Source organism: Streptomyces sp. NBC_01012 (assembly GCF_045162755.1).
Classification (GTDB): domain Bacteria; phylum Actinomycetota; class Actinomycetes; order Streptomycetales; family Streptomycetaceae; genus Streptomyces.
Genome location: NZ_CP108688.1, coordinates 3,251,696 through 3,274,953 on the forward strand (window position 1 = coordinate 3,251,696; position 23,258 = coordinate 3,274,953).

Annotated in this window: 24 protein-coding genes; 11 read left to right on the top strand and 13 right to left on the bottom strand. The window is 70.9% G+C overall.

Going from position 1 to position 23,258, the window contains the following annotated elements; all coding sequences use genetic code 11:
• Positions 1 to 45: 45 nt before the first annotated feature.
• Positions 46 to 672: a TetR/AcrR family transcriptional regulator gene (locus tag OG623_RS14500; RefSeq protein ID WP_406146836.1), complete on the bottom strand. Its 627-nt coding sequence runs from the start codon at positions 670 to 672 to the stop codon at positions 46 to 48.
• Between the two features lie 154 nt (positions 673 to 826).
• Here OG623_RS14500 and OG623_RS14505 point away from each other — a divergent pair, with 154 nt between their 5' ends.
• On the top strand, positions 827 to 1,945 hold the full coding sequence (locus OG623_RS14505; RefSeq protein WP_406146838.1) for a hypothetical protein: 1,119 nt from the start codon (positions 827 to 829) through the stop codon (positions 1,943 to 1,945).
• 4 nt (positions 1,946 to 1,949) lie between these two features.
• On the opposite strand, the gene OG623_RS14510 is transcribed toward OG623_RS14505, so the two are convergent.
• Positions 1,950 to 2,978 carry an aldo/keto reductase gene (locus OG623_RS14510; RefSeq protein WP_406146839.1) on the bottom strand — a complete coding sequence of 343 codons (1,029 nt, stop codon included), beginning with the start codon at positions 2,976 to 2,978 and terminating at the stop codon, positions 1,950 to 1,952.
• 115 nt (positions 2,979 to 3,093) lie between these two features.
• Between OG623_RS14510 and OG623_RS14515 the strand changes: the two genes are divergently transcribed.
• Positions 3,094 to 3,705 carry a TetR/AcrR family transcriptional regulator gene (locus tag OG623_RS14515; protein WP_406146841.1) on the top strand — a complete coding sequence of 204 codons (612 nt, stop codon included), beginning with the start codon at positions 3,094 to 3,096 and terminating at the stop codon, positions 3,703 to 3,705.
• Positions 3,706 to 3,781: 76 nt separating this feature from the next.
• On the opposite strand, the gene OG623_RS14520 is transcribed toward OG623_RS14515, so the two are convergent.
• Positions 3,782 to 4,843 carry a zinc-binding dehydrogenase gene (locus OG623_RS14520; RefSeq protein WP_406146842.1) on the bottom strand — a complete coding sequence of 354 codons (1,062 nt, stop codon included), beginning with the start codon at positions 4,841 to 4,843 and terminating at the stop codon, positions 3,782 to 3,784.
• 72 nt (positions 4,844 to 4,915) lie between these two features.
• Between OG623_RS14520 and OG623_RS14525 the strand changes: the two genes are divergently transcribed.
• Positions 4,916 to 5,497: a TetR/AcrR family transcriptional regulator gene (locus OG623_RS14525; RefSeq protein WP_406146843.1), complete on the top strand. Its 582-nt coding sequence runs from the start codon at positions 4,916 to 4,918 to the stop codon at positions 5,495 to 5,497.
• On the opposite strand, the gene OG623_RS14530 is transcribed toward OG623_RS14525, so the two are convergent.
• The gene (locus tag OG623_RS14530) at positions 5,481 to 6,833 is read right to left on the bottom strand and encodes an FtsX-like permease family protein (RefSeq protein WP_406146844.1); all 1,353 of its coding nucleotides are present in this window, start codon (positions 6,831 to 6,833) and stop codon (positions 5,481 to 5,483) included. The genes OG623_RS14525 and OG623_RS14530 overlap by 17 nt on opposite strands.
• 3 nt (positions 6,834 to 6,836) lie before the next feature.
• Positions 6,837 to 7,640 (bottom strand): ABC transporter ATP-binding protein, encoded by an 804-nt coding sequence (locus OG623_RS14535; protein ID WP_406146846.1) that lies wholly within the window; start codon positions 7,638 to 7,640, stop codon positions 6,837 to 6,839.
• A 203-nt stretch (positions 7,641 to 7,843) separates the two neighbouring features.
• On the opposite strand from OG623_RS14535, the gene OG623_RS14540 reads away from it, so the two are divergent.
• Entirely contained in the window at positions 7,844 to 8,122 is a 279-nt protein-coding gene (locus tag OG623_RS14540) for a metal-sensitive transcriptional regulator (RefSeq protein ID WP_406146848.1), read from the top strand.
• A gap of 60 nt (positions 8,123 to 8,182) precedes the next feature.
• Here the strand turns inward: OG623_RS14540 and OG623_RS14545 are convergent, their stop codons facing one another.
• The 6 genes from OG623_RS14545 to OG623_RS14570 all read right to left on the bottom strand — a co-directional run bounded on the left by OG623_RS14545 (position 8,183) and on the right by OG623_RS14570 (position 15,977).
• Positions 8,183 to 8,683 carry a hypothetical protein gene (locus tag OG623_RS14545; protein ID WP_406146850.1) on the bottom strand — a complete coding sequence of 167 codons (501 nt, stop codon included), beginning with the start codon at positions 8,681 to 8,683 and terminating at the stop codon, positions 8,183 to 8,185.
• A gap of 100 nt (positions 8,684 to 8,783) precedes the next feature.
• A complete protein-coding gene (locus tag OG623_RS14550) occupies positions 8,784 to 10,469 on the bottom strand; it encodes an ABC transporter family substrate-binding protein (protein WP_406146851.1) in 1,686 nt (561 codons plus the stop codon).
• Between the two features lie 44 nt (positions 10,470 to 10,513).
• Positions 10,514 to 12,604: a dipeptide ABC transporter ATP-binding protein gene (locus OG623_RS14555; protein WP_406146853.1), complete on the bottom strand. Its 2,091-nt coding sequence runs from the start codon at positions 12,602 to 12,604 to the stop codon at positions 10,514 to 10,516.
• Positions 12,601 to 13,473 (bottom strand): ABC transporter permease, encoded by an 873-nt coding sequence (locus tag OG623_RS14560; RefSeq protein ID WP_406146855.1) that lies wholly within the window; start codon positions 13,471 to 13,473, stop codon positions 12,601 to 12,603. The genes OG623_RS14555 and OG623_RS14560 overlap by 4 nt, the downstream gene beginning before the upstream one ends.
• A gap of 1 nt (position 13,474) precedes the next feature.
• Positions 13,475 to 14,458 carry an ABC transporter permease gene (locus OG623_RS14565; protein WP_406146856.1) on the bottom strand — a complete coding sequence of 328 codons (984 nt, stop codon included), beginning with the start codon at positions 14,456 to 14,458 and terminating at the stop codon, positions 13,475 to 13,477.
• 292 nt (positions 14,459 to 14,750) lie between these two features.
• Positions 14,751 to 15,977, bottom strand: coding sequence for a S8 family peptidase (locus OG623_RS14570; protein WP_406146858.1), 1,227 nt, complete (start codon positions 15,975 to 15,977; stop codon positions 14,751 to 14,753).
• A 252-nt stretch (positions 15,978 to 16,229) separates the two neighbouring features.
• On the opposite strand from OG623_RS14570, the gene OG623_RS14575 reads away from it, so the two are divergent.
• From OG623_RS14575 to OG623_RS14600, 6 genes are all read left to right on the top strand, one after another.
• Entirely contained in the window at positions 16,230 to 16,508 is a 279-nt protein-coding gene (locus OG623_RS14575; RefSeq protein ID WP_406146860.1) for a hypothetical protein, read from the top strand.
• On the top strand, positions 16,505 to 17,335 hold the full coding sequence (gene nadE, locus OG623_RS14580) for an ammonia-dependent NAD(+) synthetase (RefSeq protein WP_406146862.1): 831 nt from the start codon (positions 16,505 to 16,507) through the stop codon (positions 17,333 to 17,335). Before OG623_RS14575 ends, nadE begins: the two co-directional genes overlap by 4 nt.
• A gap of 105 nt (positions 17,336 to 17,440) precedes the next feature.
• Positions 17,441 to 18,049 (top strand): hypothetical protein, encoded by a 609-nt coding sequence (locus tag OG623_RS14585; RefSeq protein WP_406146863.1) that lies wholly within the window; start codon positions 17,441 to 17,443, stop codon positions 18,047 to 18,049.
• A gap of 31 nt (positions 18,050 to 18,080) precedes the next feature.
• A complete protein-coding gene (gene pip / locus OG623_RS14590) occupies positions 18,081 to 19,055 on the top strand; it encodes a prolyl aminopeptidase (protein WP_406146865.1) in 975 nt (324 codons plus the stop codon).
• A 45-nt stretch (positions 19,056 to 19,100) separates the two neighbouring features.
• A complete protein-coding gene (locus OG623_RS14595; protein WP_406146866.1) occupies positions 19,101 to 20,096 on the top strand; it encodes an aldo/keto reductase in 996 nt (331 codons plus the stop codon).
• A gap of 279 nt (positions 20,097 to 20,375) precedes the next feature.
• Positions 20,376 to 20,957, top strand: a complete 582-nt coding sequence (locus tag OG623_RS14600; RefSeq protein ID WP_406146867.1) for a Uma2 family endonuclease — start codon at positions 20,376 to 20,378, stop codon at positions 20,955 to 20,957.
• A gap of 52 nt (positions 20,958 to 21,009) precedes the next feature.
• On the opposite strand, the gene OG623_RS14605 is transcribed toward OG623_RS14600, so the two are convergent.
• Both OG623_RS14605 and OG623_RS14610 read right to left on the bottom strand, forming a co-directional pair.
• On the bottom strand, positions 21,010 to 22,344 hold the full coding sequence (locus tag OG623_RS14605; protein WP_406146868.1) for an MFS transporter: 1,335 nt from the start codon (positions 22,342 to 22,344) through the stop codon (positions 21,010 to 21,012).
• 90 nt (positions 22,345 to 22,434) lie between these two features.
• Positions 22,435 to 22,875 (bottom strand): MarR family winged helix-turn-helix transcriptional regulator, encoded by a 441-nt coding sequence (locus tag OG623_RS14610; protein ID WP_406146870.1) that lies wholly within the window; start codon positions 22,873 to 22,875, stop codon positions 22,435 to 22,437.
• A gap of 133 nt (positions 22,876 to 23,008) precedes the next feature.
• On the opposite strand from OG623_RS14610, the gene OG623_RS14615 reads away from it, so the two are divergent.
• The gene (locus tag OG623_RS14615; RefSeq protein WP_406146871.1) at positions 23,009 to 23,224 is read left to right on the top strand and encodes a hypothetical protein; all 216 of its coding nucleotides are present in this window, start codon (positions 23,009 to 23,011) and stop codon (positions 23,222 to 23,224) included.
• Positions 23,225 to 23,258 lie beyond the last annotated feature (34 nt).

The following is a 23,258-nucleotide window of genomic DNA, read 5'->3' on the forward strand; positions in this document are numbered from 1 at the left end:
ACGACGATTCTGCCAGGCCCGTCCGCGCGCGAGGGCGGGCCGAAGCTACCCCTCGGCCCTGCCGTGGACCAGCGGCAGGAACACCTCGTCGACGATCTCGACCAGGACGGCGTCCGGGACCGCCGGGATGCCCCGCGTCATGTACTCGTTGCGCAGCAGCGCGACCGGCGCCGACGCGACCCTCGGGTGCATCGCCCCGGGCGCCGCCTCGCCGCGGGCCACCGCCCGGCCGAGCGCCGTCGTCCACGCGGCACCGTAGGCGCCGCCCTCGGGCCCCTGCCCGTCGCGCAGCTCGGCGAGCAGCTCCGGAGCACCGCCGGCCGCGGCGATCAGGCCGCGCAGGATCTCCCCGTACGGCGACGACCAGGTGCTGTTGGCGCGCCGGAGCAGCTCCAGCGCATCGCCCCGCAGCGATCCGGTGTCCGGCACCGCGGTCTGCGCCTCGGTCATCCTGCGGTACGCGGCAGTGCCGAGGGCGACGCGGTTGGGCCAGCGGCGGTAGATGGCGTTCTTGTTCGTGCCCGCCCGCCTGGCCACCTCGTCCATGGTCAGCCCGGCGAAACCGGACTCCCGCAGCACCTCGGCCGCCGCCCGGAGGATCGCCTCCTCCAGCACGGCCCCGCGCCGCCGCCGCACCCCGGCCGCCCGCTGCCCGTCACCGGCTTCCGGCACCGGTCGCCCCCTCTCACCGTCCTCCGTCCCCGTCCGTACGCCGATATCTACGGCACGGAGCGTGCGCGCGCCAAATCCGGGCGGGCGAGCACGGCAGACACGGCCTTAAGGTACTCTCAGTACCCTAATTTCGGTCGCGTAGAGAGGCCCCCCCGTGCGCACGTTCGGCATCAACTTCGACACCGGCTTCACCAGTGCCGGAACCACCACCCGCGAGCCCTTCGACCCGGCCGTCGTCCGCCGCGAGATGGAGATCATCCGCACCGGTCTGCGCTGCGACGCCGTACGGATCACCGGCGGCGACCGCGACCGCCTGGAGACGGCCGCCCGGCTCGCGGCCGAGGCCGGACTCGCCGTCTGGTACTGCCCGTTCACCAACGGCCTCACCCAGGACGAGCTGCTCGACCTCCTCACCGACAGCGCGGGCCGCGCGGAGAAGCTGCGGCGCGACGGCGCCGAAGTCGTCTTCCTCACCGGGTCGGAGATCTCCCTCTTCACCGACGGCTTCCTCCCCGGCGACACCACGGCCGACCGGGTCGCCGTACTCTCCGACCCGCAGCGGCTGCGGGCAGCCCTCCCCGACCTGCACGCCCGGATGAACGCCTTCCTCGGCACGGTGATCACCGCCGTACGAGCGGAGTTCGGCGGCCGGATCGGATATGCCTCGCTCCCCTTCGAGGGCGTCGACTGGACGCCCTTCGACCTGGTCGCCACCGACGCCGGCTACCGGGACGCGGGAAACGCGGATCAACTCGCCGACGGGCTGAGGGCGCTGACCTCGCACGGCAGGCCCGCGGCGGTCACGGAGTTCGGCTGCGCCGCCATCCGCGGAGGCGCCGCCATCGCCGGCCGGGCGGACACGGCCATCGAATGGGACGAGCGGGCCCGTCCCGCGGGGTTCACCCGCCCGGTCGTCCGCGACGAGCGGGAGCAGGCCGACTACCTCACCGAACTCCTCGGCCTGTTCGAGAACTCCGGGATCGAGGCGGCCTTCGTCTACACCTTCGCCCGCTACGACCTGCCGCACGACGGACCGGAGTCCGCGACCGGGGCCGGGGCCGGCGCCGCCGCGACGCACACCGACGGCACACCCCCCGAAGACCGCGACTTCGACAAGGCGTCCCTCGGCGTGGTCAAGGTCCTCACCGACGGCCGCACCGGCACCGCGTACCCCGGACTCCCCTGGGAGCCCAAGGCCGCCTTCCACGCCCTTGCGGAGTACGGACGCCGCCGGGCGAACGGAGCCCCCGAGCCTGCCGCCCCCGGAGCCTGACCGCTCAGGCGGCGGAGCGCGCGTCGGGCAGGCGGCGGCGCAGCCTGGCCTCCTGGATGGCCGGCGGGTCGTACGCCATGTCGAGCGCCCCGATGTCGGTGCCCGGCGGCACGACGGCGTCGATCCGGTCGAGGATCTCGTCGTCCAGCGTGATCTGCGCACCCGCGAGGAGGTCGTCGAGATGAGCCATCGTGCGCGGGCCGATGATCGCGGAGGTGACGCCGGGGTGGGCGATCGCGAAGGCCGTCGCCAGGTGCGTCAGTGACATTCCGGCGTCCTGCGCGACGGGAATCAGCTGCTCGACCGCGTCGAGCCGCCGCTCGTCACTCAGATGCCTGAAGCCGAAGCCCGCCCGGTGGGTGTCGGCCGTCTTGCCCTTCCGGTAGCGGCCGGTGAGCAGTCCGCCCGCGAGCGGGCTCCAGACCAGGGCCCCCATGCCGTAGCGCTCACAGGCGGGCAGCACCTCGCGCTCGATACCCCGGTTCAGGATCGAGTACGGCGGCTGCTCGGTGCGGAACCGCTCCAGGCCCCGTCGCTCCGAGACCCACTGCGCCTCGACGATGTCCGATGCGGGGAAGCTCGATGCGCCGATGTTGCGCACCTTCCCCGCGCGCACGAGGTCGGTCAACGCGGAGAGCGTCTCCTCCACATCGGTGTCGGGCGCGGGCCTGTGGACCTGGAACAGATCGACGTGGTCGGTCCCCAGCCGGCGCAGCGAGTCCTCCAGCGCGCGGACCAGCCAACGCCGCGAATTGCCACGCTGGTTGGGGTCGTCCCCCATCGGGAGATGGGCCTTGGTGGCCAGCACGACTTCGTCCCTGCGGCCCTTGAGCGCCTTGCCGACGATCTCCTCGGACTCGCCGTGCGAGTAGAAGTCGGCGGTGTCGACGAAGTTGATGCCCGCGTCGAGCGCCTTGTGGATGATCCGCACCGACTCGTCGTGGTCGGTGTTTCCGACGGCGCCGAACATCATCGCGCCCAGGCAGTACGGGCTGACCTTGATGCCGGTCCGGCCCAGCGTGCGGTAGTGCATGGAAGCAGCTCCTCATCCCTTGGCCCCGCCCGGCCAGGGCAGTAGCCTGACCTAAACGGAACAACGTTCAGCAACGACCATACGGAACACTGTTCCGCTTAGCAAGGGAAACGCCGTGCACGAGGACACGCGTCCGGGAACCGACACCGGAGCCACCGGGCCACAGCCCCCCAAGCGGGTGCGCGCCGACGCACAGCGCAACACCGACGCCCTGCTCACGGCGGCCGCGGACGTGTTCCTCACCTCGGGGGTGGACGCGCCGGTACGCCAGATCACCGCGAAGGCGGGAGTCGGAGCCGGCACCCTCTACCGCCACTTCCCGCAGCGCTCCGACCTCATCGCCGCCGTCTTCCGCCACGAGGTCGACGCCTGCGCCGACGTCGCACCCGCCCTCGCGGCGAAGTACGGCCCCGCCGAGGCACTCACCCGGTGGCTGCAACGTTTCGCGCTCTTCTTCGCCACGAAGCGCGGCCTCAGCGCGGCCCTTCACTCGGGGGACTCGACGTACGACAGCCTGCCGGCCTACTTCGAGCAGCGGTTCATGCCCGTGCTCACCACCCTCATCGACGCGGCGGCGGCGGCCGGCGAGATCCGCTCCGACGTCGACCCCGAGGACCTGCTGGTCGCCACCCGCAATCTGGCCCTGCCCGCCGCGGAGGACCACAACGGCCACACCCACCGCATGATCGCCCTGCTCGTCGACGGACTCCGCTACGCGGCGAGCTGAAGTAAGGGACGAGGACACCACCCGAACCGGACACCTTGGCGTCCTCAACCCCCCACCGGCCCGTGGAGGACCGGGCTCAGGGGCGTAGGACGATCTTGCCCACGTGGTCCCTGCGGGCGAGCCGTTCCTGGGCCCGCGCCGCCTGCTCCAGTGGGTACGTCGCGGCGACGACGGGGTGGATCCCGGCACCGCGGGCCAGGTCCATGAGCAGCTCGAAGTGCGTGGGTGCGTGCATGGAGGAGCCGATCACCTGGGCGTTGTGCAGGTAGAGCCGGCGTACGTCGAAGGTGACGTCGTATCCGCCGAGCGCACCGGCGACCACCCAGCGGCCGCCTTCGCGCAGCAGCGGCAGCCCCTCGCCCACCAGGTCCCCCGCGACGACGTCGAGTGCGACGTCGATGCCCTCAGGGGCCGCCGCGCGCAACTGCTCGGCCAGGGGGACGCCGCTCGCGCGGTCGATGACTTCGTGTGCGCCGGCTTCGCGCACCGGCCCGGTCTTGGAGCCGCTGCTGATGGCCAGCACCTTCGCGCCCCGGGCGCGGGCGAGTTGCACCAGGGCGAGGCCGACACCGCCGGACGCTCCCGAGATCAGGGCCGTCTCGCCCTTCCGCAGCCGGCCCCGTTCGATCATGCCCAGGGCGGTGCCGTAGGCGGTCGGCAGTGTCGCCAGCTGTTCGTCCGTGAGCGGGGACCCCGTCACGTCGTGGACCCGCTCGGCCGGTGCGGTCACGTACTCCGCGTAGCCGCCGTCGCGCTCGCTCCCCATCAGGCCCACCGGGTTCGCGTCCGGGCCTTCGGCGTCGTAGACCGCCGGGTCGACGACCACGCGGCGGCCGGTGAGGGCCGCGTCCACGCCGGGTCCGACCGCCACGACCCGGCCTGCCACGTCGGCGCCCTGGATGCGCGGGAAGTCGACCGGGCCCCGCCAGCCCGACAGGGCCTCGGGGTCTCCCGGGCGGCCGTAGGAACCCTCGCGGGTCCACAGGTCCGTGTTGTTGAGCGCCACCGCGCCGACCCGGACCAGGACCTCTCCCGGCTGCGGGGCGGGCACGGGCACCTCGGCCGGTTCGAGAACCTCCGGGCCTCCGTGTTCCGTGATCCGTACCGCGCGCATGGTGTCCGGTGCTGCTGCGATCATCGCTCCGACCTCCATCAGGTATACCGATCTGTATACTCGACCACGGTACACCGATCAGTGAAGGAGCGCCCGATGCAGGAAGCGCAGCCCATGACACCGGCCGCCCGCCGGATCGTGGAGACCGCCGAGGAGCTGTTCTACAGCCGTGGGATCACAGCGGTAGGCGTGGACCTGATCGCCGAGCGCTCCGGGGTGACCAAGCGGACGCTGTACAACCGCTTCGGCTCGAAGGACCAGCTCGTGGCGGCCTACCTCGTGGAACGCGACCGGCGCTGGTGGGCCCTGGTGCGCGCCGCCGTCGACGCGAGCGAGGGCCCGGCCGAGGCCGTCACCGCGCCCTTCGACGCGCTGCGGACCTGGAGCGCGTCCAACAGCCGGGGCTGCGCCTTCATCAACGCGCTGGCCGAGCTCCCGGACACCTCGCATCCCGCGTACCGCGTCGCCGCCGACCAGAAGCGGCGGCTGCTGGACCTGTTCAGGGAACGCGCCACGGCGGCGGGCTGCGCGGAGCCCGCCGCCCTCGCCACCCGGCTCCTCGTGCTGCACGAGGGCGCTCTCGCCACGCAGCCCCTCCCGCTCGACACCCTCCCGGAGAGCGCCGCCCTGGCGCGGGCTCTGGTCCTGGCGTCCTTGGGGGTCACGCGGCCAGGGTGACCGCGTCGATCGCCGGCGTACGCAACGTCCTGCGCGCGGTCCCGAGGCTCGTGCCGAGGGTGGCCACGGCGGCGACGGCCATGATGGCCAGCCAGGTGCCGGGGCCCTGGTCCGGCAGGGTCTGGTCGGTGCGGACCATCGTGAAGGGGACGATGCCCGCGATCCCGGCGAGCGTGCCGAGGACGAGTCCGGTCAGCGTGAGGACCGCCGCCTCCAGACCGACCACCCGCAGGACCTGGCCGGGGGTCGCCCCGGTGAGGCGCTGCCGGCCGAACTCGCGGCTGCGGTAGGAGGTGGCCGCGTAGAGGCTGTTGATGAGCATGATGCAGGAGAAGACGACGATGATGCCGACGACGACCAGGTTGAGGGTCTCCAGATTCTTGTCCTCGACGGTCTTGTCCAGGCCGGACCTGGTGACCCAGTCGCTCTCGGCCCCCTGGATGTAGAGGGTGGCGGTGGCCACGCCCGTGAAGATGGTCATCGGCATGAGCACTCCGGCCGCTTCCGCGCCACGGCGGCGCAGATTGCTCGTACTCAGATGGGCGCCCGCGCCGCCGATCGCGGCGATGGGGCGTCGCAGCAGCCCGAGGACCCCGCCCAGCAGCGTCGGTGCGAGGACGGCGAAGCCGACGGAGAGCAGGATGGCCCCGTAGGCGGGGAACATCATCAGCATCTCCTCGGTGCTGTCCATGGCGTACGTGGTCAGGACCGAGCCCACGCCGGCCACCACCGCGACGCAGCCCGCCACCGTACGGCCCCTGCGCCTGCGCCTGGCCGGGGCACCGGCTCCGGCAGCGGCAGCGGCCCTGGTCGCGCGGCGTACGGCGAGGAACGCGGCGCCGACGGAGGCGAGGAACGCCACGGCGAAGCCGGAGCCGAGTGCCATCACGCCGAACGCGGGACCCACGTCCGCAGCGACCTGGCCGCTGTCCTTGAACAGATCGAGCAGGATCCGGCCGCCGAGCACGGCGGGCCCGACGGCGAGCGCGGCGCCGATGAGGGCCACCACGGCGGCCTCTCCGACGATCATGCGCGTGACCTGGGCGGGAGTGGCCCCGGTGCAGCGCAGCAGATGGATCTCGTCGGCGCGCTGGCGGACGCTGACGGTGAGGGTGGACGCGATGGCGAAGAAGACGAGGAGGGAGCCGTAGCCGCCGACGACGGTCGCGGAGAGGGTCATGGACTCCGAGCTGACCTTGTCGACCCCAGGGGCCGCCGCGGTGTCGTTGAGGGACCCGAAGGTCATGATGATCACGGCGCCGAGGAACGCCGAGAGCAGGGTCGCGACGAAGCGCCCGGGGCGCTTACGGACGGACCGCATGGCCAGGAAGAACATCGCTCACACCTCCATCAGGGGGCTGTCGTCCACGCGCCGTTCGGCCACGCGGTCGCCGAGGTGGGTCATGCGTTCGGCGACGGCCTCGGCGGTGGGGGCCGTGAGATGTCCCGCGAGCCGCCCGTCCGCGAGGAAGAGCACCGAGTCGGCGTAGGAGGCGGCCACCGGGTCATGGGTGACCAGCACGACGGTGCCGCCGTGCAGACGGACGCTCTCCTTGAGCAGGCTCAGCACATCGCGTGCGCTGCGCGTGTCCAGGGCGCCGGTCGGCTCGTCGGCGAAGATGACGCCCGGCCGGGCGACCAGGGCGCGGGCGATGGCCACGCGTTGGCGCTGCCCGCCGGAGAGTTCGTCGGGGAAGTGGCCGAGCCGTCCGCCGAGACCGACCTGCGCGAGGACCGCTCGGACGCTCTCCGGGTCGGCCCTGCGGCCGGTGAGCCTGAGCGGCAGCGCGGTGTTCTCCTCGACGGTCAGGGTCGGCAGCAGGTTGTACTGCTGGAAGATGAAGCCGATCCGGTCCCGCCGGAACTTCGTGAGCGCCGCCTCACCGCCGCCGGTCATCTCCTCGCCGTCGACGAGGATCTGCCCCCGGTCGGGGCGGTCCAGGCCGGCCGCGCACTGGAGCAGCGTCGACTTCCCTGAGCCCGAGGGGCCCATGACCGCGGTGAAGCTCCCCCTCGACAGGCTCAGGGTCACCCCGTCCAGGGCGGTCACCGCGCCGTCGCCGGTTCCGTACACCTTGCTCACCGAAACCAGCCGAAGAGCCTCGGCCGACCGGCTCGTGGGCTGTCGCTTGCGATCGAACATGGCTGTCCACCCTCTGCTCGTCGGACGCGCTCTGCGCCACGTCGACGACGCTACGGACGGGGACCCGCGACCACACTGGGTCCCGCACCCGAGTACGGGAGGGGTGCTGGCTACACCCCGGCCGGGGACGGCACCCCGGTACGGTACCCCCTGGGGTATATGCACACACGCGGGCAGGCCCCGCCCCGAACGTGGGAGGAACCATGCAGCTCGACATGGCGGCCGACGAACTGAAGTCCGTCCTCAACCGGTTGCGCCGGGCGCAGGGCCAGATCGCCGGGGTCATCAGGATGATCGAGGAGGGCAGGGACTGCGAGGAGGTGGTCACACAGCTGGCCGCCGCGTCCCGGGCCCTGGACCGTGCGGGGTTCTCCGTCATCGCGACGGGACTCCAGCAGTGCCTGGCCGACGAGGCCCGGACACCAGCCGACAAGGACCTGATGCGCGCCCGCCTGGAGAAGATGTTCCTCTCCCTGGCCTGAGCCCGCCCACGACCCCCGCCCGGGTAGCGCCCGCGTCCACCGCTCGGGTGGCGCCCGCGTCTACCGCTCGGGGAACGGCTTCCCGCACGCGCTGCAGAACTTCGGCGCCCGGTCCGCCGACAGCCGTCCGCACTCCGGGCACACCAGGTCCAGCATGCAGGGCGCCTCGCCGCCCTCGTACGCGGGAGTACGCACGGCCGGCTTGATCGTCAGCCCCGGACGCCGCCGGTGCACCGTGAGGTACGTCAGCCCCTCGGGCCCCGCCGCGAGCGAGCGGCGCGAGGTGCGCGGCAGCCAGGTGACCGTCGTCGGGGCCAGGTCAAGGGTCGCGCCACCGCCCGTACGCAGGCTGCCGCCGCCCGCGAGGACGACGAGCAGCACGTCCAGGACGTCCTCCTGGTGCTCGCCGACCCCCGCGCCCGGCGGCAGGTGCACGACATTGGCGTCCAGCTCCCGGCCCTGCTCGGCGAGGTGCCAGAGCGCGCCGCGTTCACCGGGTGCGGCGGACGCGAGGAGCTCGTCCAGCACGGCGAGCACCCGCGGGGTGGCTTCGTCGTCCATGCCGCGGCCTCCTGGTCGTGTCGCTCACAGGCCGTCGGTCCGGCCTGGTCGAAGCGGGCCCGCCCAGTCTTTCACGGTGTGCGGCGTCCGGACGCGTGCCTCACTTCTCCCAGCCGACGGTCTCCGGGAGCGGGGTGTAGAAGATGGTCGCGCCGACGTTGGCGAGGCCCTTCTTCACGCCGTACGTCGAGGGGCCGCTGAACAGCGGCAGGAAGGCGTACTCCTGGAGCGCCTTCTTCTCGACCTTGTTGACCGCCGCGGCCTGCTCGTCGAGATCGGCGATCTCTGTGGTGGCGCGGATCTCCTTGTCCAGCGCCTCGTTACCCGCACCGGTCAGGTTGGAGTCGCGGTCCGAGCAGTAGAAGTCGCACAGGTAGCGGGCGCCGAACGGGTCCATGGAGCGGTTGCCCGACAGGAAGATGTCGAAGCTCCGGTCGCTGAGGACCTTGGAGAAGTCCGCGTCGTCGCCCTTCTTGATGACGAGGCGGATGCCGACCGGCTTCAGCATCGCGGCGAAGGCTCCGGCGGTGGCCTTGCCCAGCGGATCGTCACCGAGCAACGTGTACCCGACTTCGAGCTTCTTGCCGTTCTTGACGCGGACGCCGTCCGAACCGGGCTTCCAGCCGGCCGCGTCGAGCGACTTGCCCGCGTCGTCCGGTGCGTACTCCAGTACCTCCGAGAGGTTGTCCTCGTAGCCCTTCTGGAAGCTGTACAGCACGGCCGAACCCGGCAGCGGCTCCTTGTAGTCGAGCCCCTGGAACTGGATCTTCGCGATCTGGGCGCGGTCCACGCTCTGTTCGATCGCCTTGCGGACGACCTTGTCCGCGAGGACCGAGGACTTGGTGTTGAAGTAGAGCGAGTACTCGAAGGGGCTGCCGCCGCTGCGGATCTCCGTGCCCTTGAGCCCCTTGACCTGCTTGAGGCTCTCCGCGTCGACGGCGGAGGTGTAGTCGAGCTGGCCGTTCTTGAAGGCGTTGACCGCGGCGGTCGGCTCCAGGTTGACGTAGACGCGCTTGTCGAGCTTGCCCTTCTTGCCCCACCACTTCGGGTTGCGGACGAAGGTGATGTTGCCGGAGTGCGTGTCCCACTTGCCGACCGTGTAGGGCCCTGCGCCCCACTCCGGGTGTGCCTTCTTCACGTACGCCTTGTTGAAGTGGGCGACCGTGGCGGCCTCCGGGTGCAGGAAGGTGGTGAACAGGGTCGACCAGGAGGCGTTGACACCCTTGAAGCTGATGACGGCCTGCTTGGCGTTCTTGCCCTGCTCGACCGAGGTGATCCGGTCGTAGCCGTCCGTGGACGACGCTGCGAAGTCCTTGTCGGAGCCGTTGTTGGCCTTCCAGGTGGCCTCGATCGCCTTCCAGTCGATCGGGGTGCCGTCGTTGAAGGACGCCTTGGGGTTGATCGTCAGGGTGACCTTCTGGTTGCCGCCCTCGACCGCGACCTTCACATCGCTGTAGTAGTCGGGGTTGTACTGCACCTCACCGGTGGGTGAGTAGGTGATCGCGGCGGCGTTGTACCAGCCCCAGACCCGGGACGCGGTCAGCGTGGCGTTGACGTTGAACGGGTTGCCCTGGTCGTCGAAGGTGCCGGCCGTCGTGTAGGTGCCGCCGTCCTTGATGTTCTCGTACGGCTGCGGGTTGTAGTCGACGGCGGCCGTCGCGGCCTTGGGTGTGTCCGTCCCGCCCTGGCCGTCGGTGTCGTCCTTCCCGGAGGAGGACTGGCACGCGGTGGCGACGACGGAGACGGCCGCGACGAGGGCTATGGGCAGGGCAAGTCTTGTGCGCATGACGGAGGTTCCTTCTGGATCGGCGGAGCGGGCAGAGCCTGTGCTCAGACGGCGTGACAGGCGTACTGATGGCCGGGGTCGTCGGCCACCGCTGTCGGCGCGGGACGTTCCGTGCGACAGCGCAGACGGATGTCCTCGTCGGCGATGCGGTGGAGCGGACAGCGGTCGACGAAGACGCACCCGGCGGGCATCCGTACGGCGCTCGGCTGCTCGCCGCTCAGCACGACACGTTCCCGGCTGCGTTCGAGCCGCGGATCGGGCACCGGGATCGCCGAGAGCAGCGCCCGGGTGTACGGGTGCCGGGGGTCGGAGAAGAGGGTCTCGGTGTCCCCGGTCTCCACGATGTGGCCCAGGTACATCACCGCGACCCGGTCCGAGATGTACCGGACAACGGCCAGGTCGTGCGCCACCACCAGGTAGGCCAGAGCGAGTTCACGCTTGAGCCGGGCCAGCAGATTGATCACCCCGGCCTGCACCGACACGTCCAGCGCCGAGAGCGGCTCGTCCAGGACGAGCAGCTTCGGCTCGGTCGCCAGGGCGCGGGCGATACCGACCCGCTGGCGCTGACCGCCGGAGAGCGCGGCCGGGAACCGGTCGCTCACGGCGTCGTCCAGACCGACCAGCCTCAGCAGTTCGCCGATACGGGAGCCGATCGCCTCACGGTCCTGCCCGATGGCCTGGAGGGGCTCGGCGAGCAGTCGATGGACGGGCAGCCGTGGGTCCAGGGTCCCCATCGGGTCCTGCATGACGATCTGTACGTCCCGGCGCAACTCCCGTACGCGCGCCTCGGCTCCGGCCGCGCCGATCTCCGTACCCGCGATCTCGATCCTGCCGCCCTCGGGCCGCCTGAGCCGCAGGATCTCCAGCAGCGTCGTGGTCTTGCCGCTGCCGGACTCGCCCACCAGCCCCAGCGTCTCCCCGGCGCGCAGGTCGAAGCTGACCCCGCTGACGGCGTGCAGTGTGCCCACCCGGCGCTTGAGGACCGCGCCCTTGGTGACCGGGAAGGTCCTGACGAGGTCCTCGACCCGGAGCACCACATCGCCGGGGGCGGGGTCCGACCCGGGTGCCACGGATGGCACGTCGGCACCGACAACTCCCGCCGGGTCCAGGGCCCCGTCGGCGACCTCGTCCGCGCGCAGGCAGGCCACGTCCCCGTGTCCGGTGATCGCGCGCAGCTCGGGCTCGTCGGCGCGGCAGGCGTCCAGGGCGACCGAGCAGCGGTCCGCGAAGGGGCAGCCGGACGGGAGGCCCACCAGGGCGGGCGGCTCCCCACCGATCGGGACCAGAGGCCGGTGGACCCCGCTGTCCACGGTCGGGACCGCCGCGAGAAGCCTCGCGGTGTACGGCATGACGGGGCGGCGGAACAGTTCGTCGACGCCGGCCCGCTCCACGAAGCGGCCCGCGTACATGACGGCGACGTCGTCGGCGTGACCCGCGACGACCCCCAGGTCATGGGTGATGAGGACGAGGCCGGCTCCGGTCTCCTCCTGTGCCAGTCGCAGGACGTCGAGGATCTGCGCCTGCACGGTGACGTCGAGGGCGGTGGTGGGCTCGTCGGCGACGAGCACGGACGGCTTGTTGGCGATGGCCAGGGCGATGACGACGCGCTGGCGCATGCCGCCGGAGAACTCGTGCGGGAAGGATCCGGCCCGGTTGCGCGGGTCGGGGATGCCGACGAGGTCGAGCAGCTCGACGGCCCGGTCCCAGGCCGCCTTCTTCGTGAGGTCCTGGTGGATACGCAGGGCGTCGGAGAGCTGCCGGCCCACGGTGAAGATCGGGGTGAGCGCGGACAGCGGGTCCTGGAAGACCATGCCGATGGCGTTGCCCCGTACCTCGGAGAGCGCCCTGTCGCCGAGACCGATCAGTTCTCGGCCGCCGAGCACCACCTGACCACGCAGCTCGGCGGACGGCGGCAGCAGACCCATGATGCCCATGGCGGTGGCCGACTTGCCCGAGCCCGACTCACCGACGATGCCGAGGGTCCGGCCGGGCAACAGGTCGAAGCTGACACCGCGCACCGCCTCGACGGTCCCGGCCTCCGAGGGGAAGGAGATCCGCAGGTCCCGCACGGAGAGGGCGGGGGTGGTGGCGGCGTCGGACGGTCCGGCTCCGGGCAGCGTCGTCGTACGGGTCATCGTCGGCCTCCCGCGCCGGTCACGGACAGGGGGTCGAGTGCGTCGCGCAGCCCGTCGCCGACGAAGGTCATCGACACGGTGAGCAGCACGACCAGGCCCGCGGGGAAGGCGAAGAGCCAGGGTGCGCTGGTGATGGTGCTCGCGCCGTCCGCGAGCATCGTGCCGAGGGAGACGTCCGGGGTCTGCACGCCGAACCCGAGGAACGACAGGGCGGTTTCGCTGAGTACGGTCGCGACGACACCGAGCGTCAGGTTCACGATCAGCAGCGAGCCCAGGTTGGGGATGATGTGGCGCAGGATGATGCGCAGGGGTGTCACGCCCATGAACTCGGCGGCCGTCACGTAGTCCCGCTCGCGCAGTGACGTGGAGACGGACCAGATCACCCGGGCGGTGGACATCCAGCCGAACACCGTCAGCACGACGATGAGCACCCGCCAGTCACCGGCGAGGCGGTTGGAGACGAGGGCGAGGATGAGGAAGGAGGGGACGATCAACAGGAAGTGGATGACGGCGAGCGTCACCTTCTCCACCCGGCCGCCGAAGTACGCGGCGCTGGAGCCGATGACCGCGGCGACGACGATGGTCAGGACGGAGACGCTGACCGCGATGACCAGGGACCGCTGGAGCCCGTGCACGGCGGAGGCGTAGATGTCGTTGCCGCCCTGGTTGGTGCCGAACCAGTGGGTCCCGCTCGGGGGTTGGGTGAGCGCCGCGAAGTCGGCGTCGGAGTACGCGTACGGGGTGAACAGCCCGCCTGACGCGCCGAACAGCACCAGCGCCAGGAAGATCACCACTCCGACGACGGCGAGGCGGTTGCGCAGGAAGCGCCGCAGATAGAGCCGGCCGAGACCGAGGCTGCGCCCGTCCATGTCAGCTCACCCGCACTCTCGGGTCGAGCAGGGCAGTGGCGATGTCCGCGAGGATCGCGCCGATCGCGGTCAGGGCGGCGGCGAAGGCGGCCGTCGCGACCGCGCCGTGCACATCGTTCTTGTTGATGGTCTGGATGAAGTACTGGCCCATGCCGTTCCAGCCGAAGACCGTCTCGGTGATGACGGCCCCGGTGAAGATGGCCGGAATGCTGAACGCCACGGACGTCGCCGTCGGGATGAGCGCGGTCCGCAGTGCGTGCCGGCGGATCGCCTGGGTCCGGGTGAGCCCGGTGGCCCGCGCGGTGCGTACGAAATCGGCGTTGATCGTGTCGAGCAGCAGTGAGCGCTGCGTCAGGTGGTAGCTGACATAGCCCACCAGGGTCAGGGTCAGGGTCGGCAGGATCAGGTGCAGGAAGCGGTCCCCGATCGTCGGGAGCAGCCCGTCGACGTTCGGTGAGTTCTCCCCGGCGACGTAGAGGAAGTGCAGCCCGGCGTGCTGGTTGAGCCAGATGGCGACGAAGACCATGCCGAGGGCGGCGACGGACGTCGGGATGTTGAACACCGCGATGGAGACGGCCTGCGACACCCGGTCGGCCCAGCCGTACTGCCTGGCTGCCGTGTACACACCCAGCGATACGCCGATCACCACGGAGAGGATCGTCGCGATGGTCACCAACTCCGCGCTGATGACGGAGCGGTAGCCGATCTCGCCGTTCACAGAGACCCCGGTGGGCGACCTCCCCCAGTCGAAGTGGACGACGACGGAGGTGAGCCAGTCCCACCACCGCTGGACCACCGGTACCTGAGGGTCCAGGTTGTAGGGCGCGAGGGCCCGGTCGATCTGCGCCTCGCTGCGGACGGGGCGCAGCTCCTTGTAGTTCGACCGCGGGTCCAGGAACCAACTGGACAGGAAGTACGTGGCGTTGGTCGCGACCACGATCATCAGCAGCCAGCCCGCCGCCTTGCGCGTCACATAGCGCGTCATGCGCGGCGCCCCCTCACCGCACACGGACGGTGTGCTTCGGGATCGCCGGATGCGGGGGGCGTTTCCATGTGCTGTGGTGCCTTCTGGGGAGACGAGCTGCCTATGGGGGGTCGAGCGGGCGTCAGTCTGGTCCGCGCGTCCCCCGCACCACCAGATCCCGGCCGATCTCGCCACGACACCGAAATACCGCCGCAGCAAACAGTCCGGACATGTCGGGGTGTGACCGGATGAGGCGCGTACGGGGGATCGCCCCGTACGCGCCCGGTCATCAGCTCGTCAGGTCGTCAGGTCGTCACGGGACGAGCTTGAGCAGCTTGTTCGGGGATCCGGTTCCGACGCCGGTGAGGGTGTCGGACGTCGCGCCGTTCACGAGGGCCGTTGCCACCGCCGCCGGGGAGGCGCCGGGGTGGTTCGTCAGGTAGACCGCCGCTGCACCGGAGACGTGCGGCGCGGCGAAGGACGTGCCGTCACCGGTGTAGGTGGCGGTGTCCGAGGTGTTCCAGCCGGCGGTGATGCCGGAGCCAGGGGCGAAGATGTCCACGGCGGGGCCGTAGTTCGAGTAGCTCGCGCGGGCGTCCGTCCGGGTCGTGGCTCCGACCGTGATCGCGGTGGCGACCCGCGCCGGGGAGTAACCCGATGCGGGCGCCCCCGCATTGCCGGCCGCGATGGAGTACGTGACCCCGGACGCGATCGACTTGGTCACCGCCTGGTCCAGCGTGGTGCTGGCGGCGCCGCCGAGCGACACGTTCGCCACGGACGAGGCGACGTGGTTCGCGGTGATCCAGTCGACGCCGGCGATGACCCCGGCCGTGGTGCCTGAGCCGTCGTCGCCGAGGACCCGCACGGCGACGATCTTCGCCTTCTTCGCCACCCCGTAGGTGCTGCCCGCGACGGTCGTGGCCACATGGGTGCCGTGGCCGTAACCGTCCTGGGCGGTGGTGTCGTCGTCGACGAAGTCGTAGCCGTACGAGGCCCGGCCGCTGATCTCCTGGTGGGTGATGCGTACACCGGTGTCGAGGATGTAGACGGTGGTGTCACCACCGGCCGTGTCCGGGTAGGTGTACGTGCCGCTCAGCGGGAGGGCGGCCTGGTCGATCCGGTCGAGGCCCCAGGGCGCGTTCGTCTGGGTGGCGGTCGCGTGGACCTTCTGGTCCTGCTCGACCGATGCGACGGCCGGGTCCGCGGCGAGCCGCTTGGCCTCGGTGCTGCTGAGCGTGGCCGCGTAGCCGTTCAGCGCCGAGGTGTAGGTGCGCTCGACCGTGCCGCCGTGGTCGGCTATCAGCTGCTTGCCCTGCGCTGCGGACGCCTTGAACCCGGCTGTCGGCTCAAGCGTGACGAGGTAGCTTCCGGGCACCGCCTCGGCTGCCCCCGCGTGCAGGACTCTGCCCTCGGGCTGGGCGGCCTGAGCAGGTAAGGCCGCGCCCACGCCGACCGCCAGGGCCACGGTCGTCGCGGTCGCGATCGCTGCCGCGATCCGCCTCCTGGTGTGACGCACCGCTGTGTTGCGCACTGCTGCCATCGGGATTCCTCCTCGAACCACCGGCACGTCAGGGGTTTGACGTGCCGTCGGGTGTGGCGTACGGGGTTCGTCCGCCGATCACGACGATGTCCCGGTGCCATCCGGCGGAGCAAGGAAGTCGAGGCGACTGTCATGAGCGCGCCACGATGTTGACCGTGTGTCCATCCGGCGTCACACGCGGCAACACGGCCTTCGCCTGCCGTCCACGATGCGGACACCGGGTGCGGTGGCCACACGGGAGCAGCCCCGCGAGTGGAGGACCGGCCGCCGCCCCTCAGGCGCCTGCCGCCGCTGCCGGCGCACGGCCTGTACGACGGTGTGGCGCGGGCCCTGTTCGCGCTGTGGCAGGCGTACGCCCTCACCCACGGCGGCCCGCGGCTGCTGTGGCTGTTCCTCGTCGTCGAGGTGGCATTCGGCCTGGTCCAGCTGGTGCCGTGGGTGGGACGACGCTCCGGCGGGACGGTCGGACAGCCCTCGGTAGGGTGGGCGCGACAGCGCACCATACGGACCCGAACCGAGGAGCAGACGTGAGTGAGCCGGCGTCCATCGCCCTGCAGAAGGCGATCGCCCAGGAGCTGGAGGTCGCCGAGACCTTCGACGCCGAGCAGGAGATCGAGCGCCGTGTGGCCTTCCTCGCCGAGCGGCTGACCTCCACGGGGCTGCGCTCCCTGGTGCTCGGCATCAGCGGCGGCGTCGACTCCACCACCGCGGGCCGGCTCTGCCAGCTCGCCGTCGAGCGGGCCCGTGCCGCGGGCCACGAGGCCAGGTTCTACGCGATGCGGCTCCCCTACGGGGTCCAGGCCGACGAGCACGACGCCCAGCTCGCCCTCTCCTTCATCCGGGCCGACCAGGTGCTGACCGTGGACATCAAGCCCGCGACCGACGGCGCGGTGGAGTCCCTGCTCACCGGCGAGGTGGCCTTCCGCGACCCCCACCACCAGGACTTCGTGGTCGGCAACGTCAAGGCACGCCAGCGCATGATCGCCCAGTACGCGGTGGCCGGAGCGCACAGCGGCCTCGTCGTCGGCACCGACCACGCGGCCGAGGCGGTCTCCGGCTTCTTCACCAAGTACGGTGACGGCGCCGCCGACCTGGTCCCGCTCACCGGGCTGACCAAGCGCCGGGTGCGCGCCGTCGCACAGGCGCTGGGCGCGCCGGCCGAGCTGGTGGAGAAGGTGCCCACGGCCGACCTGGAGACACTCGACCCGGGCAAGGCCGACGAGCACGCGCTCGGGGTCACCTACGACGCCATCGACGACTTCCTGGAGGGCAAGCCGGTCGACGAGCAGACCTTCGACACGATCGTCCGCCGCTACCGCCTCACCGACCACAAGCGCCGGCTGCCGATCGCCCCGTAGCGCCATTTCCTCGCCTGACGGGGGTAATTGGGCGGCAGGCGGCGTACGTCCGTCGGTATCCTGAGCGGCTTCGACGATCTTCACGAGCCAGCAGGGGGCCCGCCCGTGTCCAGCTCCATCCCGCCGCTGCCTTCTGACCCGCCGAGTCCCCCGCCGCCACCTTCCCCTCCGGCCCCGCAGGGCGGACGCCAGCATCTGACCGCCGCCGTGATCACGGCGGCTGCGACGATCATCGCCGCGGTCATCGCCGCCGTAGCGGTGTCCGGCGGGGACGCGCCCCGGGACGAGGCGTCGGCGGCCGGCCCGGTGCAGACCTCCGCGGCGGCCTCGGCCTCTCCGACGCCGACCAACTCCCCCGCGACTCCCTCGGACCCACCGCTCCAGACCCTGCCGGTCGAGGCGTCCTCCGCGACACCGAAGGGCAGGCCGCGCGTGGTCGCCACCCCCGACAGGGCGGCGGCGGGAGCGGTGGTGACGCTCAGGGCGAGCGGCTTCGCGCCGGACGAGCAGATCCGCATCACCTTCAGGGACAGCGGGGCGGCCGAGGCCGACCTGCGCGATGTCACCGCGGGGCCCGACGGGAGCTTCGCGGCGGAGGTCACCGTCCCCGGCGACGAGGGGGACGGCTCGGACACCCCCGTGTTCCGCGTGTGGAGCCTGGACGACGTCGACACGGACAATCAGGCCGACACCCCGTTCACCGTCATCGACTGACCATCGACCGGCCCGGAGAAGGAGCACCGTCATGCCCCGTGACCCCGACGCGCAGTACCCGCCGATCGAGCCGTACGACTCAGGGATGCTGGATGTCGGCGACGGCAATCACGTGTACTGGGAGGTCTGCGGCAACCCCGCCGGCAAGCCCGCCCTCGTCGTCCACGGCGGGCCAGGATCCGGATGCGGCCCGGGGGCGCGGCAGCGCTTCGACCCGGACCTCTACCGCGTCGTGCTCTTCGACCAGCGCAACTGCGGCCGCTCCACCCCGCACGCGAGCGACCCCGCCGCCGACCTGCGGCACAACACGACGGCGCATCTGATCGCCGACATGGAGCTCCTGCGCGCCCACCTGGGCATCGAGCGATGGCTGCTGCACGGGTGGTCCTGGGGCTCCACACTGCTCCTCGCGTACGCCGAGCAGCACCCCGAGCGCGTCTCGGAGATCGTGATCTCCGCGGTGACGACGACCCGGCGCAGCGAGATCGACTGGCTGTACCGGGGTGCCGGGCAGTTCTTCCCCGAGGCATGGGACCGGTTCCGGGCGGGCGTCCCGGAGGCGGCGGGCCCAGGTGACCTCCTCACCGCCTACGCCCGGCGGACCGAGAGCCCCGACCCCGAGGTACGGGCGAAGGCCACGGCCGACTGGTGCGCCTGGGAGGACGCGGTGCTGTCCACGGAGACACACACCGGCCCGGCCCCGTACAGCGGCCGGCCTGGCCGCGACCAGCTGGCGCTGGTCCGGATCTGCGCGCACTACTTCTCCCACGCCGCCTGGCTGGAGGAAGGACAGCTGATCCGCGACGCAGACCGCCTCGCGGGCATCCCCGGCGTCCTGGTCCACGGCCGCTTCGACCTGGGCGGCCCGCTGGGCACCGCCTGGGAGCTGGCCAAGGCCTGGCCCGACGCCGAGCTGACGGTGATCGACGACGCGGGCCACCTCGGCTCCCCGGCGACCCGCCGCGCGGTCCTCGCGGCGCTGGACCGGTTCGCGCGGCGCGCCTGAGCCGCCCTTGCTTCGAGCGCGCTCGAAGGAGTTGGCTTGGGACTCATGAAGTACACACAGCTCGGACGCACCGGACTCAAGGTCAGCCGCCTCGTGCTGGGGACGATGAACTTCGGCCCCCAGACCAACGAGAGCGACAGTCACGCGCTCATGGACGCCGCCCTGGAGGCCGGCGTCAATTTCTTCGACACCGCGAACGTCTACGGCTGGGGCGAGAACAAGGGCCGCACCGAGGAGATCCTGGGCACCTGGTTCGCGCAGGGCGGCGACCGCCGTGACAAGGTCGTCCTCGCCACCAAGGTCTACGGCAACATGGGGGCCGACGGCGAGGCGTGGCCCAACCACGACAAGCTGTCCGCCCTCAACATCCGCCGCGCCGTCGACGCCAGCCTCAAGCGGCTCCAGACGGACCACATCGACCTGTACCAGTTCCACCACGTCGACCGGGACACCCCGATCGACGAGATCTGGCAGGCCATCGACGTACTGATCCAGCAGGGCAAGATCCTTTACGCGGGCTCGTCCAACTTCTCCGGCTACAAGATCGCCCAGGCGAACGAGCGGGCCGCGCGGCGGGGCAGCTACGGCCTCGTCAGCGAGCAGTGCATCTACAACCTGATGGAGCGCGGGGCCGAGATGGAGGTCATCCCGGCCGCCCAGGAGTACGGCCTCGGCGTCATCCCCTGGTCGCCCCTGCACGGCGGGCTGCTCAGCGGCGCGATCCGCAAGGAGCGCGAGGGCGGCAGCGCCCGGTCCACCTCGGGCCGCGCGGGCGCCGCTCTCGCCGACCCGAAGCAGCGGGCGCAGATCCAGGCGTACGAGGACCTCCTGGAGAAGCACGGCCTGGAACCCGGCGAGACGGGTCTGGCCTGGCTGCTCACCCGCCCCGGCGTCACGGGCCCGATCTCGGGCCCGCGCACCCGCGAGCAGCTCGACTCGGCGCTGCGCGCGGTGGAGCTTGAGCTTTCGGACGAGGTGCTGGCCGCCCTGGACGAGATCTTCCCGGGCCCTGGCCCGTCGCCGGAGAACTTCGCCTGGTAACACGCGAGGCGTGTACGGCTTCCGCCCCGGGGTTCAGCCCCCGAGGGCGGAAGCCACTGCCACGACGACGAACATCAGCACGAGCACGACCGCCATGATGCGGTTTCTGGTCTTGGGGTCCACCCGACGAGCGTAACCGCCCACCCCACCACCCCGACGCCCAGGCCCGGCACCACCGCGCCGGAAGGTTGCTCGGCATCCGGGCGTGTCCCCTGGTCCGGGCCTATCGTTGTGCTACGCGGCTGCCCGCGCCGTGCGGCAGCGGGGAGGAGCGCCACGATGACCGTCGTAGACGACAGGATCGAGATGGCCGACACCAGCGACGAGCGCACTCTGGACATGATGTTCGAGTGGCTTGAGCCCGCCCCCGAGGGATTCAAGGTCGAGATCGTCGAGGGGAACGTCTTCATGTCGCCGCAACGGGGCACTCACTGGCAGATCATTCTCGACATCATCGAACAGTTGCGCACCGGATACCCGCGCAGGCGGCTGATGTCGGACGTACGCATCGATTTCCCGGGCCGTCTCAACGGCTTCGCCTCCGACGTCGTAGCTCTCGCCGAGGGCGCGTCCGCGGACTCCAAGGGTCACTGGCGCTATCAGGACATCGAGTTCGTCGCCGAAGTGATCTCCAAGGACACCGGCGCCAACGACTACGGCTCGAAGAAGGCGACGTACGCGACTGCGGGCGTGCCCGTCTACCTCATCGTCGACCCGTACACGGGAACGTGGCATCTCCATACGATTCCCAAGGACGACGAGTACCGCAGCGTGCTGAGCCTCGATTTCGGCACACCGATCGACCTCACTGGAACGGTCGCCGGCCTCACGCTCGGGACGGACGACTTCCCCCGGGACTGAACCGCGAACACTGCCCTCCCCGGCGCAGGGAGGGCAGCGCCGACCTGACCCCTCAGACCGCCGTCGCCAGCTGCTCGCGGGGGACGAACCGCACATGCGGGCGGCCGGGGCGCAGGTCGACCTTGAGGCGCAGCCCGCCGACGCGGGTCAGCATGAAGCCGACAGCCAGCGCGGCCACCATCGAGACCGCCCCTCCGGCCGCCATGCCGGTCCGGGCGCCGTAGGTGTCGCTGATCCAGCCGACGATCGGGGCGCCGACCGGCGTGCCTCCGGCGAAGACCATCATGTAGAGGCTCATCACCCGGCCCCGCATCGCGGGGTCGGCGGCCATCTGGACGCTCGTATTGGCGCTGATGTTGGTCGTCATGCCGATCATGCCGATCGGGACCAGCAGCACCGAGAACAGCCAGACGGACGGCGACACGGACGCGGCGACCTCCAGCAGCCCGAACACCGTGCCGGCGCCCACCACCATCCGCAGCCGCGAGGAGCGGCGACGGGCGGCGAGCAGGGCCCCGGCGAGGGAGCCGGCCGCCATGAGGATGTTGAAGAACGAGTACATCCCGGCGCCGCCGTCGAAGATCTCGTCCGCGAAGGCCGTCAGGAAGATCGGGAAGTTGAACCCGAACGTGCCGACGAAGCCGACCAGGACGATCGGCCAGATCAGCTCGGGCCGCCCGGAGACGTAGCGCAGGCCGTCACGCAGCTGGCCCTTGGCCCGCTTGACGGTCACGGACGCGTGGAACTCGCTCGGGCGCATCATCGTCAGGCCGACGAGCGGCGCGATGAAGGACAGCCCGTTGAACATGAACGCCCAGCCGCTGCCGACCGACGTGATCAGGACACCCGCGACGGCGGGGCCGATGAGCCGGGCGGACTGGAAGTTCGCCGAGTTCAGGCTGACCGCGTTGCGCAGCTGCGCCGGGCCGACCATCTCGGAGACGAACGACTGACGCGCCGGGTTGTCGACGACGGTCACCATGCCGAGCAGGAAGGCGACCAGGTAGACGTGCCACACCTCCACGACGCCGGAGAGGGTCAGGACCGCGAGTGCGATGCCGCACAGGCCGAGCGCTGTCTGGCTGAAGATGAGGAGACGCCGCTTCGGGAGCCGGTCGGCGATGACGCCGCCGTACAGGCCGAAGAGCAGCATCGGGAGGAACTGCAGCGCCGTGGTGATACCGACGGCGGTGGCTGACCCGGTGAGGCTCAGGACGAGCCAGTCCTGCGTGATGCGGGACATCCAGGTACCGGTGTTGGAGATCACGGCGCCCGTGGCGAACAGGCGGTAGTTACGGATCTTCAGCGACGAGAAGGTCCCGCCGGTCTTGCTCTCGTGGGTGGAAGTCGGTGCGGGGGCGGAGTCTGCTCCGGATCCCGTACTCAAAAGGGTTCGCCTCCTCGGGCGTCTACGGCGTTCTTACTGACGGGGACGTGACTGCGGACGCTGCGGACCTGAGTCCGACGGCGCCCGCGGTCACAGATGGGCGAGCTTCTCCAGCACGGGCGCGGCGGCCCGCAGCGTCTCCCACTCCTCCTCGTCCAGGCCCTCGGCGAGGTTGGCCAGCCAGGCGTTCCGCTTGTCGCGGCTCTCGGCGAGCATGGCTTCCGCCTGCTCGGTCCGGCTGACCATCTTCTGTCGACGGTCATCGGGGTGCGGTTCAAGTCTGACGAGGCCCTTGGCTTCCAGCAGTGCGACGATGCGGGTCATCGACGGAGGCTGTACGTGCTCCTTGCGGGCGAGGTCACCAGGAGTGGCGGAACCCCAACGGGCCAGTGTACCGAGCACCGACATTTCGGTGGGGCTCAGTGACTCGTCGACGCGCTGGTGCTTCAGGCGCCGGCCCAGCAGCATCACGGCTGAGCGAAGGGAGCTCACGGCGGCGGCACTTTCACCGTCGTGGATCAGGTCAGGCATGTTCCTTAGCGTAACTCATTAGCTATGCTAAATACCAGCTCGTGGTACACGCGCGAGAAACTGATCACCCGAACGAGTGAGTATGAGGCGGAAAGAGCCTCGAAAAGGCCACGTGTGCCGCGACCCTGCTGGCATGGGATCGACAGTGCTCAGCCTGCGCATAGACGGTGAGCTGCTCGACCGGCTCCGCCAGCACGCCGCCAGACGCGGCATGAGCGTCCAGGACTACGTGGTCCGGACGCTCGTCCGCGACGATTTCGACGAACGTTTCCACGCGGCCGTCGACGAGACGGAGAAGTTCTACGGGGCGGAGACCCGTCACCCGGACCCGGCCGACCGGGTCACCTGACGGGTCCCCGCCCCGCAGGGGTGGGACAGCGCGC